Annotated in this window: 16 protein-coding genes; 15 read left to right on the top strand and 1 reads right to left on the bottom strand. The window is 56.9% G+C overall.

Features of this window, described 5'->3' with window-relative positions; genetic code table 11:
• Window positions 1-222, bottom strand: a 222-nt coding sequence (locus tag BM152_RS19525) for an IS3 family transposase (RefSeq protein WP_074914072.1), incomplete at its 3' end; no start/stop codon positions are given.
• 114 nt (window positions 223-336) lie between these two features.
• On the opposite strand from BM152_RS19525, the gene BM152_RS07405 reads away from it, so the two are divergent.
• The 15 genes from BM152_RS07405 (at window position 337) to BM152_RS07330 (ending at window position 13,042) form a co-directional block, all read left to right on the top strand.
• The gene (locus BM152_RS07405) at window positions 337-630 is read left to right on the top strand and encodes a hypothetical protein (RefSeq protein ID WP_066598946.1); all 294 of its coding nucleotides are present in this window, start codon (window positions 337-339) and stop codon (window positions 628-630) included.
• Window positions 630-2,102 carry a TniQ family protein gene (locus BM152_RS18795; RefSeq protein WP_158527967.1) on the top strand — a complete coding sequence of 491 codons (1,473 nt, stop codon included), beginning with the start codon at window positions 630-632 and terminating at the stop codon, window positions 2,100-2,102. Before BM152_RS07405 ends, BM152_RS18795 begins: the two co-directional genes overlap by 1 nt.
• Window positions 2,103-2,448: 346 nt before the next feature.
• The gene (gene rplO / locus BM152_RS07390; protein ID WP_066598947.1) at window positions 2,449-2,925 is read left to right on the top strand and encodes a 50S ribosomal protein L15; all 477 of its coding nucleotides are present in this window, start codon (window positions 2,449-2,451) and stop codon (window positions 2,923-2,925) included.
• Between the two features lie 103 nt (window positions 2,926-3,028).
• A complete protein-coding gene (gene secY / locus BM152_RS07385) occupies window positions 3,029-4,387 on the top strand; it encodes a preprotein translocase subunit SecY (protein WP_170845859.1) in 1,359 nt (452 codons plus the stop codon).
• Window positions 4,384-4,959 (top strand): adenylate kinase, encoded by a 576-nt coding sequence (locus BM152_RS07380; RefSeq protein WP_066598949.1) that lies wholly within the window; start codon window positions 4,384-4,386, stop codon window positions 4,957-4,959. The genes secY and BM152_RS07380 overlap by 4 nt, the downstream gene beginning before the upstream one ends.
• Window positions 4,946-5,710 (top strand): sulfotransferase family 2 domain-containing protein, encoded by a 765-nt coding sequence (locus tag BM152_RS07375; RefSeq protein ID WP_066598952.1) that lies wholly within the window; start codon window positions 4,946-4,948, stop codon window positions 5,708-5,710. The genes BM152_RS07380 and BM152_RS07375 overlap by 14 nt, the downstream gene beginning before the upstream one ends.
• 330 nt (window positions 5,711-6,040) lie before the next feature.
• Entirely contained in the window at window positions 6,041-6,409 is a 369-nt protein-coding gene (gene rpsM / locus BM152_RS07370) for a 30S ribosomal protein S13 (RefSeq protein ID WP_066598954.1), read from the top strand.
• A 15-nt stretch (window positions 6,410-6,424) separates the two neighbouring features.
• Window positions 6,425-6,817 carry a 30S ribosomal protein S11 gene (gene rpsK, locus BM152_RS07365; RefSeq protein WP_066598956.1) on the top strand — a complete coding sequence of 131 codons (393 nt, stop codon included), beginning with the start codon at window positions 6,425-6,427 and terminating at the stop codon, window positions 6,815-6,817.
• Between the two features lie 122 nt (window positions 6,818-6,939).
• On the top strand, window positions 6,940-7,956 hold the full coding sequence (locus tag BM152_RS07360; protein ID WP_066598958.1) for a DNA-directed RNA polymerase subunit alpha: 1,017 nt from the start codon (window positions 6,940-6,942) through the stop codon (window positions 7,954-7,956).
• A 177-nt stretch (window positions 7,957-8,133) separates the two neighbouring features.
• Window positions 8,134-8,562, top strand: coding sequence for a 50S ribosomal protein L17 (rplQ, locus tag BM152_RS07355; protein ID WP_066598961.1), 429 nt, complete (start codon window positions 8,134-8,136; stop codon window positions 8,560-8,562).
• A gap of 270 nt (window positions 8,563-8,832) precedes the next feature.
• Window positions 8,833-9,444, top strand: coding sequence for an autoinducer binding domain-containing protein (locus tag BM152_RS07350; protein WP_066599123.1), 612 nt, complete (start codon window positions 8,833-8,835; stop codon window positions 9,442-9,444).
• Window positions 9,445-9,584: 140 nt separating this feature from the next.
• The gene (locus BM152_RS07345) at window positions 9,585-10,910 is read left to right on the top strand and encodes a replication-associated recombination protein A (protein WP_066598965.1); all 1,326 of its coding nucleotides are present in this window, start codon (window positions 9,585-9,587) and stop codon (window positions 10,908-10,910) included.
• A gap of 49 nt (window positions 10,911-10,959) precedes the next feature.
• Window positions 10,960-11,334, top strand: a complete 375-nt coding sequence (gene crcB, locus BM152_RS07340; protein WP_066598967.1) for a fluoride efflux transporter CrcB — start codon at window positions 10,960-10,962, stop codon at window positions 11,332-11,334.
• Window positions 11,331-12,377, top strand: a complete 1,047-nt coding sequence (locus BM152_RS07335) for an RluA family pseudouridine synthase (RefSeq protein ID WP_066598972.1) — start codon at window positions 11,331-11,333, stop codon at window positions 12,375-12,377. The genes crcB and BM152_RS07335 overlap by 4 nt, the downstream gene beginning before the upstream one ends.
• Window positions 12,374-13,042: an HAD-IA family hydrolase gene (locus BM152_RS07330; RefSeq protein WP_066598974.1), complete on the top strand. Its 669-nt coding sequence runs from the start codon at window positions 12,374-12,376 to the stop codon at window positions 13,040-13,042. Before BM152_RS07335 ends, BM152_RS07330 begins: the two co-directional genes overlap by 4 nt.
• Window position 13,043: the final 1 nt, after the last annotated feature.

Below are 13,043 nucleotides of genomic sequence, written 5' to 3'. Positions count from 1 at the left end.
GTGGAGTTCCTTCACCTGCTCCTCATTGATCTCGGGATTCTTTCTGCCACCGCGTTCAAACACGCCGGAGGCGCCCTCAAAGAGCGCACGTTTCCATTGATGGATCATCGTCGGATGCACCCCGAACCGGCTTGCCAGCTCGGCGGCGGTCTCCTCACCCTTCAAGGCTTCCAGCGCGACCTTCGCCTTAAATTCAGGCGCATGTTGTTTGCGTTTCGACATCTCTGATCTCCTTTTCGTCGAAGATCAGCAGACTGCAAATCGTAGCTTACGTCACTGTCCGAATTTCGGGGGGTAGCTCAGTCGAGGATTTGCCCGGGTAGTAAGTCTGCGCGTTTGTTCGGTAAAAACTTCATGAAATCGGCCAATACCCTCGGTGTGCGGGCCGATGCAGACGATGAATGGGCTGACCGCATTCTCTTTGCAGAACATGGGCAGGTTGGTCGGAGTGTGGCACTTGCCAAAGAGATCCTCCGGGATGCCGTTACCCGCAAGCGTGATGAGCTTTCCCTCCAGCACGCTGAACGTGTGTTCAGGAAATCAAAGCCGGGCCTCGACATGACACCGTTTCATTCAGCGGAGTGGGATGTAGTGAAATCTGAGCTGACTGCCATCGGATGGGGGCAGTGATGACCCTTTGGCCCACGCTCCCTTTCGACTCGGAAGAAACGCTGCTGTCCTATGCCGACCGGTTGGCCATGATGCACACTGGTTGGGGCATGGGGCGGCTCCTCAAGGATTTCGGGATCAACGTCGAGCACTTCACGTCAGGCCGTGAAGAAGCCGTTGCGGCATTTGCGGAGGGAGTAGGGCTTCCCTTTGAAGATATCCAGCGGACTTCTGTTCGTACGTTGCCGTGGGGAGGATCTTTCCGCAGTGAGCCGATTTCGAAAGGATTTCTCTCTCCTCAGGTGGCCTGCTATTGCCCTGCATGTCTGGAGGAAGACGGGCAGCGGTCAAGGCATAAGTTTCGGCTGCTCTGGGGCTTTCATCATGTGGTTCGGTGCGATCGTCACAATGTTTGGCTGACACAAACCCCGCAGACCAAGGCGAACAATATGCGCGTGGCTCTTGGAGATGCACCTATGGGGGAAAGGGTGGCTGCCACTGCTGAAACTCCGGCGTATCTGTCCTGGCTTCGGGAGCGCGTCCACGGACATGGCAGTCCCAATGATAAATGGCTGGCGGAACAGACCATTGAACAGGTTTTGACCGCGTCTGAAATGCTGGGTTGTGTCCTCGAGCATGGCCATAAGGTCACGCCCAAGAAGCTTTCTTTGCCGCAGACTGAGGAGGCTACGGATATCGGTTTTTCGATCTATGGCGAGGGGCCTGAGGCGATCACAGAGGCCTTGGACACCATCCGTGGCACATCACCCGCCAAGGCTGTTCAGGCGGGCCCCTTGGCATATTATGGGAAGCTCTTTGATTGGCTTGATCGCCGCTGCAATAAGATTGACCCTGGTCCGATCCGTGATCTCTTGCGTGACCACATTGTGAAGCATTCGGCCGTGGAGCCCGGCACAATGGTTCTTGGTGTCGAAATCACCGAGCGCCGGTATCATACTCTTTCCAGCTTGTCCGAGGCTGTTGGCGTCAAGCGGCCGCGCCTTTCACGCCTCTTAAAAAAGATGGGTGAGCTCCCTGCGGACGCCAGCGAAGTCGAAAGCGGGGGTATGGTGTTCGAGGCAGCCAGAACCGTGTCTCTGATTGAAGACTATAAAACCGCGATCTTGCTGAAGGACGTCCCCGAGTATCTCGGCGCCAGCAAACGTCAGGTGGAAAACCTGTATCGTCGGGGTATCCTTCAGCCGTTAATTCCCAGAACTGCTCGTGGCGCGGTTCGTCATGTCGTGTTCGGCAGGAAGCACCTTGATGAAATCCTGAAGCGGATTTCCGAGTTGCCGGATCTGGATGAAACGGAAGCTGGAAACTTCCATCCGATTTCTTATGCCTGCCAACGCGGGGCAGGATGCTTCGAAGATATCTTGGTAGACATTTTTGAAGGGCGCGTTTCCGGGTTTCGCAATCGTGACCAATTCGGCATCGGCTCTATCTACGTTGATGTAAGCTCTTTAGTTGCCACGAAAAAATCGGCATAGTTCATATGACAATTTTCAATTACCAAGTCCGCCTCGGCGGACTTTTTTTATTGTTATTTTTATGCGTTTCGCGAGATCTTACCCCGATTTTCGCGGTATCCTTGCTCCGAGTTGAAAGAGGAAAAATGTAACCTACTGTTTCCAAATCGTTTTTAGATCTCTCTCTAGACAACTTCGCCCCGTTTCACAGAGGCCTATCCCCTCAACCTGTCGTCTGCCGGCTTGCAATAAAGGCCTGTGAAGTCTATACGCCCCCGGTGGACTCGTCTGTCCATGAGAATCAACATTTATACGCCGCGTTTGCCCGCTCCGTCGCTGGAGGGCATATCCGGCAAGGAGAAGCGACATGAAATTGCATGAACTGCGCGACAACGAAGGCGCAACCAAGAAACGCATGCGCGTTGGCCGTGGCCCGGGTTCGGGCAAAGGTAAAATGGGTGGCCGTGGTATCAAAGGTCAGAAATCCCGTTCCGGTGTAGCGATCAAAGGCTACGAAGGCGGGCAGATGCCCCTCTACCAACGTCTTCCGAAGCGCGGCTTCAACAAGCCGAATGCCAAGAAATACGCGGTTGTGAACCTCGGCCTGATCGAGAAATTCATCGAAGCTGGCAAGCTTGACGCTGCCAACGTGACCGAAGATACGCTCGTGGCGTCCGGTCTGGTGCGTCGCAAGCTCGACGGCATCCGTGTTCTGGCGAAAGGCGAGGTCAAATCCAAACTGACCATCTCCGTCACCGGCGCATCGAAATCCGCGATTGAAGCTGTTGAAAAAGCAGGCGGCTCGCTCACTGTGGTCGCAAAGGCCGAAGCGGCAGCCGAATAAGACTTGTGACGAGGGGCGCGGCCCCTTACATCAGGTTTGAGTTTTCCAAGCGCCGCCCCCCGGAAAGCCGGACGGGCGGCGCTGACGTGAATAGAGAGACCATATGGCATCCGCAGCAGAACAAATGGCAGCGAACCTCGACTGGGGCACCCTCGGGAAAGCCAAAGAGCTTCGCCAGCGTATCATTTTCACCGTCGGTCTTTTGATCGTATACCGTCTCGGCACCTATATTCCGGTGCCCGGCATTGACGGCAATGCGCTCAAGGACTTCATGGATCAGGCAGCTTCCGGCATCGGGGGCATCTTGTCGATGTTCACCGGCGGCGCATTGGGGCGGATGGGTATCTTTGCCCTCGGCATCATGCCTTACATCTCCGCCTCCATCATCGTGCAGCTTTTGACCTCGATGGTGCCTTCGCTTGAGAATCTCAAGAAAGAGGGTGAAGCGGGTCGTAAGAAGATCAACCAGTATACCCGCTTCGGCACGGTCGCTCTGGCGCTGTTCCAGGCCTATGGTCTCGCGGCCTCTCTGGAGGCGGGCAACCTTGCCCATGATCCGGGCTGGTATTTCCGCGCCGGTGTGGTCATCACGCTGGTGGGCGGCACCATGTTCCTGATGTGGCTCGGTGAGCAGATCACCAACCGCGGCATCGGCAACGGCATTTCGCTGATCATCTTCGTCGGTATTGTCGCCGAGATTCCGGGCGCTCTGGCCCAGTTCTTTGCCTCGGGCCGCTCCGGTGCGATCTCTCCGGCGGTGACGCTGATCGTCCTTGTGATGATCGTGGCGGTGATTGCCTTTGTGGTCTTTATGGAGCGCGCGCTGCGCAAGGTGCATATCCAGTATCCGCGCCGCCAGCAGGGTATGAAGATCTATGATGCGCAATCCTCGCACCTGCCGATCAAGGTGAACCCGGCGGGCGTGATCCCGGCGATCTTTGCCTCGTCGCTTCTGTTGCTGCCGACCACCATCGCGACCTTCTCCGGTCAGGCCGATGTCGGTCCGGTCATGTCCACGATCCTCGCCTATTTCGGGCCGGGTCAACCGCTTTACTTTGTGTTCTTCACGGCGATGATCGTCTTCTTCGCCTATTTCTACACCGCCAACGTCGCCTTCAAAACGGAAGACGTGGCCAAGAACCTGAAGAACCAGAACGGTTTCATTCCCGGCATCCGTCCGGGGAAGAAGACCGAGGAGCACCTCGACTATATCGTTGCACGTCTCCTCGTTATCGGGTCCGCCTATCTGGCCGCAGTCTGTCTGCTGCCGGAAATCCTGCGGAGCCAGTTTGCCATTCCCTTCTATTTTGGCGGGACTTCGGTGCTGATTGTGGTATCTGTTACGATGGACACCATTCAGCAAGTTCAGTCTCACCTGCTGGCACACCAGTATGAGGGGCTGATCGAGAAATCTCAGCTGCGTGGGAGGAAGCGCAGCAAAAGAGGGACAGCAAGACGATGAATATTATTCTGCTTGGACCGCCGGGCGCGGGCAAGGGAACTCAAGCGCAACGCCTCGTGGAGGAGCGTGGTATGGTGCAGCTTTCCACCGGTGATATGCTGCGTGCGGCACGGACTTCCGGCACGGAGATGGGCAAGAAAGTCGCCGCCGTGATGGATGCGGGCGAACTCGTCACCGACGAGATCGTGATCGGCCTGATCGAAGAGAAGCTCAAAGACGGCAACGACGCCGGTTTCATCTTCGACGGTTTCCCGCGCACTCTGGCGCAGGCTGACGCTCTAAACGAGCTTCTCTCCCGCAACGGGGTGCAGCTTGATGCGGTGGTTCAGCTTGAGGTCGATGACGACACTCTGGTCAAACGGATCGTCAACCGCGCGGCCGAGGCTGTCGCTGCAGGCAAGGAAGCCCGCGCAGACGACAACGAAGAGAGCGTCAAAATCCGCCTGATGGAATATTACAAAAAGACCTCTCCGCTGATTGGCTACTATTATGCCAAAGGCGACCTGAAAACGGTCGACGGTCTGCAAAGCATGGACGAGGTCGCTGCGGACATCGCCAATGCTCTTTCTTGACAACACAGCTGTCTCACTGAACCGGCGTAAAAACCGGTATTTCAGGAGGCAGCTGACCAAACTGAAAGAGGGCCAGCTTGATCCAAGGGATTGGCAGGCCCTCTGTCTTGGGCAATCCGACACACCTAAAGCGGTGTATGTCCCGATCCCCAAAGCCGCCAACACATCTATTCGCACCGCACTCAAGCCGTGTTTCGGTTTGGCTTCTGTTGATGTCGAGAACATTCATCAGGACGAACGGATCGACAAACGCAGCTTGAAAGAGAGTCTTTCGGTTGCCGCAGATGATGCCTACGTTTTCACTGTGGTGCGCCATCCTGCCGAGAGAATTTATTCTACTTACAAGAATAAGTTGGGTTGGTTTGAGCCCAAACACCGTTTCAAGATCAAGAAACGTTTTGGTCATGCAAGTAATTTGGGAATTTCTCGCGGCGTCAGTTTTGAAGCTTTTATGGAAAAGCTTTGCGCCACGCCTGCATGGCTCATGGATTGTCACTTTGCGCCTCAGGTGGATTTGCTGGCATACGCGCTTGAGGATTCGAGGCTGAAAATCTTCCACATGGAATCTCTCGCGGATGCGTGGCCGCAAATTGTGAGTGATGTCGAGGCGCATTGCGGGATCGCGCCTGACCGCAATCTGGCGGTCCTCAATCGCTCCGAAAAACCGACGCAGCCGTTTACCCCCCAAGAGAAGAGAATGATTGAATTCTTGTTTCGGGAGGACTTTGAGACTTTCGGATACGGTTGGTAATATTCGATACGATCGCGGGGTGGGGCAGGGTGCTTGCGCACAAAAGGCGGTCCCCGAAAACGCCGGTTCGAGAAGTGTGACGGGTGAAAATCACATCATTTCGACATCGGATATGCCCGCAATGCTCCCAAGGGCTTGACCCTCCGGCGATTCGCCTCTATGGCACACCATCCCTTAGGGACACCAGAATCGTAAACAGGCCGTTCGCAATTATAATGGTCTGATTCGATCATCACCTGAATTCAGCTGCGGCTCGCCGGCTTTGCCCTGCGAGCCTCCGTTGTGAAAAAAGGTTCCGGAGTTACGGAACCGCAACGAAAGGAAAATAACGTGGCACGTATCGCCGGCGTAAACATCCCGACTGCGAAGCGCGTTCCCATCGCGCTCACCTACATCACGGGCATTGGCAACACTTCCGCCAAAGCCATCTGCGAAGCTGTTGGCATCGACATGACCCGTCGCGTCAACGAGCTGTCTGACGCCGAAGTTCTCGCCATCCGTGAGCACATCGACGCCAACTACACCGTGGAAGGCGATCTGCGCCGTGAAGTTCAAATGAACATCAAGCGTCTCATGGACCTCGGCTGCTACCGCGGCCTGCGTCACCGTCGTAACCTTCCGGTTCGCGGTCAACGTACCCACACCAACGCTCGCACCCGCAAAGGCCCCGCTCGGGCTATTGCTGGCAAGAAGAAGTAAGGGGAGAACCGACCAATGGCACGCGATACCCGTCGTACAACAAAGAAGAAGGCTTCCAAGAACATCGCCGCAGGCGTTGCTCACGTGAACTCTACCTTCAACAACACCAAAATCCTGATCTCCGACGTGCAGGGCAATGCGATCTCCTGGTCCTCTGCTGGCACCATGGGCTTTAAAGGCTCGCGGAAATCCACACCTTACGCTGCCCAGATGGCTGCGGAAGATGCTGGTAAAAAAGCTCAGGACCACGGTGTCAAAACTCTCGAAGTCGAAGTTCAGGGCGCTGGCTCTGGCCGTGAGTCCGCGCTGCGTGCGCTGGCCGCGATCGGCTTGAACATCACGTCCATCCGTGACGTGACCCCGATTGCCCACAACGGCTGCCGCCCTCCGAAGCGTCGCCGCGTGTAATCGACTGTAAGATTTCTGGATCGCGGGTGTTCTCTCCCGCGGTCCGTTTTGCGTTTTAGAGACCCCTCGGGCGTTCTCTCGCTTTAGGACATGGGCGCGAGAACAAGAATGGAGGCACTAGCATGATCCACAAAAATTGGGCCGAGCTCATTAAACCGCAACAGCTGGACGTTAAGCCGGGCAATGAGCCTGCACGTCAAGCGACCATTGTTGCCGAACCGCTCGAGCGCGGCTTCGGTCTGACTTTGGGTAACGCGCTGCGGCGCGTGTTGATGTCGTCGCTTCAGGGCGCGGCCATCACCTCTGTGCAAATCGATAATGTTCTGCACGAGTTCTCTTCTGTTGCTGGTGTCCGCGAAGACGTCACCGACATCATTCTGAACCTCAAAGGCGTCTCTCTGCGCATGGAAGTTGAAGGGCCGAAGCGTCTTTCCATCTCCGCCAAAGGGCCGATGATTGTGACTGCGGGGGATATTTCCGAATCCGCAGGCATCGAGGTTCTGAACAAGGATCACGTGATCTGCCACCTCGACGATGGTGCCGATCTGTTCATGGAACTCACCGTGAACACCGGCAAGGGTTACGTTTCTGCCGACAAGAACAAGCCGGAAGATGCGCCGATTGGCCTGATCCCGGTCGATGCGATCTATTCGCCAGTCAAAAAAGTGTCCTATGACGTGCAACCGACCCGCGAAGGTCAGGTGCTTGATTATGACAAGCTGACGATGAAAATCGAAACAGACGGTTCCGTGACTCCGGAAGATGCTGTGGCATTCGCTGCGCGTATTCTTCAGGATCAACTGGGCATCTTCGTCAACTTCGACGAGCCGGAATCGGCTGGTCGTCAGGAAGAAGACGACGGTCTCGAGTTCAATCCGCTGCTTCTCAAGAAAGTGGACGAGCTGGAACTTTCCGTGCGTTCGGCAAACTGCCTCAAGAACGACAACATCGTCTACATCGGCGATCTCATCCAGAAAACCGAAGCCGAGATGCTGCGCACTCCGAACTTCGGTCGCAAGTCGCTCAACGAGATCAAAGAGGTTCTGTCCGGTATGGGTCTGCACCTCGGTATGGATGTCGAAGAGTGGCCGCCTGAGAACATCGAAGATCTGGCGAAGAAATTCGAAGACCAGTTCTGATCTGAATATCTGGGGGTCGGGGGAAAAGTCCGACGTTTGTCCGACAAAAGTCCGACAGTTTTCCGACCCTCAAATCCGGGCCTTGTGCCCGAAACGACCCGGGCATCTTGCCCCAAGGAGAGTGGCTGACACGCATCGGCTGCCAGACAAAGCAAAACACGCTATAGGAGATAGAAAATGCGTCATGCTAAAGGTTACCGCCGCCTGAACCGGACCCACGAACACCGCAAAGCGATGTTCTCCAACATGGCCGGCTCGCTCATTGAGCACGAACAAATCAAAACCACGCTGCCCAAAGCCAAAGAGCTCAAGCGCATCATGGACAAGCTGATCACCCTTGGCAAACGTGGCGATCTTCACGCCCGTCGTCAGGCTGCTGCCCAGCTGAAACAAGACAAAGACGTTGCGAAACTCTTTGAAATCCTCGGCCCGCGTTACGCAGAGCGCAACGGTGGTTACACCCGCGTTCTCAAAGCCGGTTTCCGTTATGGTGACATGGCGCCGATGGCGATCATCGAGCTGGTTGACCGTGATCCGGCTGCGAAAGGTGCTGCTGACAAAGCTCGCCTCGAAGCTGAAGACGCGGCAATGGCCGAAGAAGACTAAGAGCTTCTGTCAGATCTATGTGAAAGCCCCGCTCAGCGGGGCTTTTTTCTTTGTAACACTAGGAATGTTCGTCGTATCTTGCGGGGCTGCGCTCGATGGGTGTGTCGCCAAGTTTTTGTATTCATTGGATATAATTCAACTTTAAAGATATTTGTGGTTTTTTTATCCGGTTCCATTAATGTGATTTTCCAAAATTGATACTCTGGTTTAATTTTATGGGCTATGATCGCCTGTAGGTTGTTGATCCTTTGCGGAAGAATGAATTTCTGGATGTCAGACACTACGGAACTTAATCGTCAGTTTGCTCAATTGAGAGCGATGTCGCCTGCCGGTTATTCGGTCGGGCTGCACATCCGTTTCGCGGCACCACTTGTCGCGGAGTCAACCTATGATCCAAAGTGGCTCGACCATTACGCGGTCAATGCCTATGCCTTGCGTGATCCCTTGATTGCTTGGGGGTTGAGCTGCGAAGGTGCTGTGAGGTGGAGCGAGATCGCGTTGCCTGACCCCTTCGACATATGGCGGGAGGCGGCTGATTTCGGTCTGAACTTCGGGGTGGCTGTGTCCTGCGGTTCGATCCAGTCACGGTCTATTGTCGGGTGCGCGCGTTCTGATCGTGAGTTTGCCGATCAGGAGATTGACAAGATCGCCACGGTGGTACGCACGCTGCATCAAATAACGGAGCCGAAAACCGATTTGACGCAGGCGCAGATTCAGGCACTTCGCTGTATTGCGGGCGGAGACCGCCATGCCGCAGCCGCCGCCAAACTGGGAATTTCCGAAAGCGCGCTCAAGGCCCGTCTCGTCTCCGCGCGTGAACGCCTCATGGCCCGCACGACTTCGGAGGCCATCCAGAAAGCCATCGAAATCAGGCTGTTATAAGCGCAGGTCTCTACGTGTAGCATCAAATGCGTCCGCTCGTCGCTATCGGGTCATACGGAGGCGTGCGCAGGTCTGTAAAACGCGGTTCTTTCGCATCCGACCCCTTCCTTATGGGCGGTGCTCGGCGTAGTCTGCGACCTATGGCTGACCTGTTTTCAAAAGATGATCCCGTCACGGAACCGAGCATGGCGCATCGACCGCTTGCGGACCGCTTGCGCCCGAAACATCTCTCCGAAGTGATCGGTCAGACGCAGGTGCTTGGCCCGGATGCGCCCTTGGGCGTGATGTTGGCCTCTGGGTCTTTGTCCTCTATCATTTTCTGGGGGCCGCCCGGCGTGGGAAAGACCACCATTGCACGGCTTCTGGCGGATGAGACCGATCTGCATTTCGTGCAAACCTCCGCGATTTTCTCTGGCGTTCCGGAACTGCGTAAAGTGTTCGAGGCGGCCAAGATGCGGCGTGCGAACGGGCAGGGGACGCTCTTGTTCGTGGACGAAATCCACCGTTTCAACAAAGCTCAACAGGACAGTTTCCTGCCGCATATGGAAGACGGCACCATCCTTTTGGTCGGGGCGACGACGGAGAACCCCTCTTTCGAACTGAACGCCGCTGTCCTGTCGCGCTCGCAGGTCATGGTGCTCACCCGCCTGTCACATGAGGATCTGGACGATCTTGCCCGCCGTGCAGAGGGTGAGCTTGGCAAGGATCTGCCCTTGACCGAAAGCGCCCGATCCGCGCTGTTCGAGATGGCGGATGGCGACGGGCGCACGCTTTTGAACCTGATCGAACAGATCGCGGCATGGAAAGTGTCGGCCCCTCTGGAGGCGGAGCAGCTTGGCAAGCGTCTGATGCGTCGTGCGGCGAAATACGACAAATCGGGGGACGAGCATTACAATCTCATATCCGCGCTGCATAAATCCGTGCGCGGGTCCGATCCGGATGCGGCGCTTTACTGGTTCAACCGGATGCTGGAGGGCGGCGAAGACCCGCGCTACCTGGCCCGCCGCCTGTTGCGTATGGCGGTCGAGGACATCCAGCTTGCCGACCCGCAAGCCCATACAATCGCGCTTCATGCGTGGGAAACCTATGAACGTCTGGGCTCTCCCGAAGGGGAGCTGGCCTTGGCGCAGGCGGTGGTCTATCTGGCGCTGGCACCCAAATCCAACGCGGTCTACACGGCCTTCAAAGCCTCTCGCGAAGCCGCACGCAAAACCGGCTCGGAGCCGCCGCCCAAACACATCCTGAACGCACCGACCAAGCTCATGTCGGAGCAGGGCTATGGCGCGGGCTATGCCTATGACCATGATGCCGAGGATGCGTTTTCGGGCCAGAACTTCTTCCCCGACACCCTGCCGCGCACGCAGTTTTACAAGCCGGTGGAGCGCGGTTTCGAACGCGACCTGTCGAAACGTGTCGCCTATTTCGACAAACTGCGTGAAAGCCGCAAGACCTCCGGCAAAACTTGACATTTTGGACCCCGACCCGCATGGCAGGACGCGAAATGGAGAGACGGATATGACCCCCTTGATACAGGTTGCTCTGGGCGGCGCGCTTGGTGCGACGGCCCGCTATTTGACCGGCAACGCTATGGCGCGACTGCTGGGCAAGGATTTCCCGTGGGGGACGCTGACGGTGAACTTTCTTGGTTCTTTCCTGATGGGTGTGGTCGTGGTGGTGCTGGCCCATGAGAACGGCAACAAATTCGCGCCCCTTCTGATGACGGGCATGTTGGGCGGGTTCACGACCTATTCAGCTTTTTCCTTAGATGCGATGACAATTTTTGAACGTGGCGAGTATGGTCTCGCGAGCGTCTATGTTATTGGAACACTAATTCTTGCCCTCGGCGGTATCGCCCTCGGCCTTTATTCCGCACGGAGTTTTTACGCATGAGCCGGGTTCAGATGATCACCATTGGCGACGACCAGCCGGAGCAGCGCCTTGATCGCTGGTTCCGCAAAATGTTTCCGCAACTGACGCAGGGCAACATCGAGAAGATGTGCCGCAAGGGCGAGATTCGTGTCGATGGGGCGCGGGCGAAATCCAATACGCGGGTTGGGCCGGGCATGGAAATCCGTGTGCCGCCGCTGCCCGATGAAAACGCGCCCAAGCCCAAGCGCGACATGATCATCACCGCGTCGGATGCGAAGATGATGCGCGATGCGGTGCTGTATCAGGACGACCATATCATCGTGATCAACAAGCCTGCCGGGCTGCCGACACAGGGTGGTTCGAAACAGACCCGCCATGTGGATGGTCTGTCGGAGGCGCTGCGCGGCGATTATGACGAAAAGCCGCGTCTTGTGCACCGGCTGGACAAGGACACCTCCGGCGTTCTGGCGCTGGCGCGGACCCCTGCGATGGCGTCGAAACTTACCGAGGCCTTCCGTCACAAGAACACGCGCAAGATCTACTGGGCGCTCGTCGCCGGTGTGCCTGTGCCTTATCTTGGCGAAATCAAATACGGTCTCGTCAAAGCACGCGGGCGCGGCAAGAGCGGTGAGGGCGAAAAGATGATCGCCGTTCACCCGCGCGACATCAATTCAACCGAGGGCGCGAAGCGGGCGCATACGCTCTATGCCACGCTCTACCGTGTCGGATCGCGGGCCTCTTGGGTGGCGATGGAGCCGATCACGGGCCGCACGCACCAGCTGCGCGCGCATATGGCGGAGATCGGGCATCCGATCATCGGAGACGGGAAATACGGCGGTTCGGGGCAGGAAAACCTCGGTGACGGTTGGGGCGCGCAACTGGGTGGCATCATCTCCAAGAAGCTGCACCTGCATGCGCGTAGTCTGACCTTTGAGCATCCTGTGACGCGCAAGGTGGTCACGGTGACCGCCCCCCTGCCGGATCACATGGCGCACAGTTGGGACACGTTCGGCTGGACCGAAGACCTCGCGGCGGATGATCCGTTCAAGGAGTTGCGTGGATGAAACTCGTCATTTTTGACGTGGACGGAACGCTGGTGGACAGTCAGGCGCATATCATCGCGTCGATGGCGGCGGCCTTTGCCGAGGCAGATGTGCCGATGCCGGAGCGCGAGACGATTCTCTCGATTGTTGGCCTGTCTTTGCCGATGGCGATGCGGGAGCTGGCGCCGGAGGTGGATGAGACCACGCTCGGACGCATGATCGACGCCTATAAAGCCACGTTCCAACATCTCCGCATGGCGCAGGGGGCGGCGGCCTCGCCGCTGTATGACGGTGCGGAAGACACCGTGCGCCGGTTGGGGGCGCGTGACGATGTGATGTTGGCGATTGCCACAGGGAAAAGCCGACGGGGGCTGACCGCTTTGATGGCGGGTTGGGATTTTGCCGACCTCTTCATGTCCACGCAAAGTGCCGATGATCACCCGTCGAAGCCGCACCCGTCGATGGTGATGACCTGTCTGATGGATTGCGGTGTGTCTGCGCAAGATGCAGTGGTGATCGGAGATACGACCTTTGATATGGAAATGGCCCGTGCCGCACAGGTGCCATCGATTGGCGTGCGCTGGGGCTATCACGGGCAGGAGGCGCTGTTGAGTGCCGGAGCGCGGACTGTGTTGGACCGCTTCGACCAACTTGATGCGGCGCTGGACGAGATTTGGAAGGATTGAG

The sequence above is a fragment of the Celeribacter halophilus genome, from assembly GCF_900114135.1.
GTDB lineage: Bacteria > Pseudomonadota > Alphaproteobacteria > Rhodobacterales > Rhodobacteraceae > Celeribacter > Celeribacter halophilus.
Note: the sequence above shows the minus strand (reverse complement) of the source record. Positions and strands in the feature narration are given on the sequence as shown.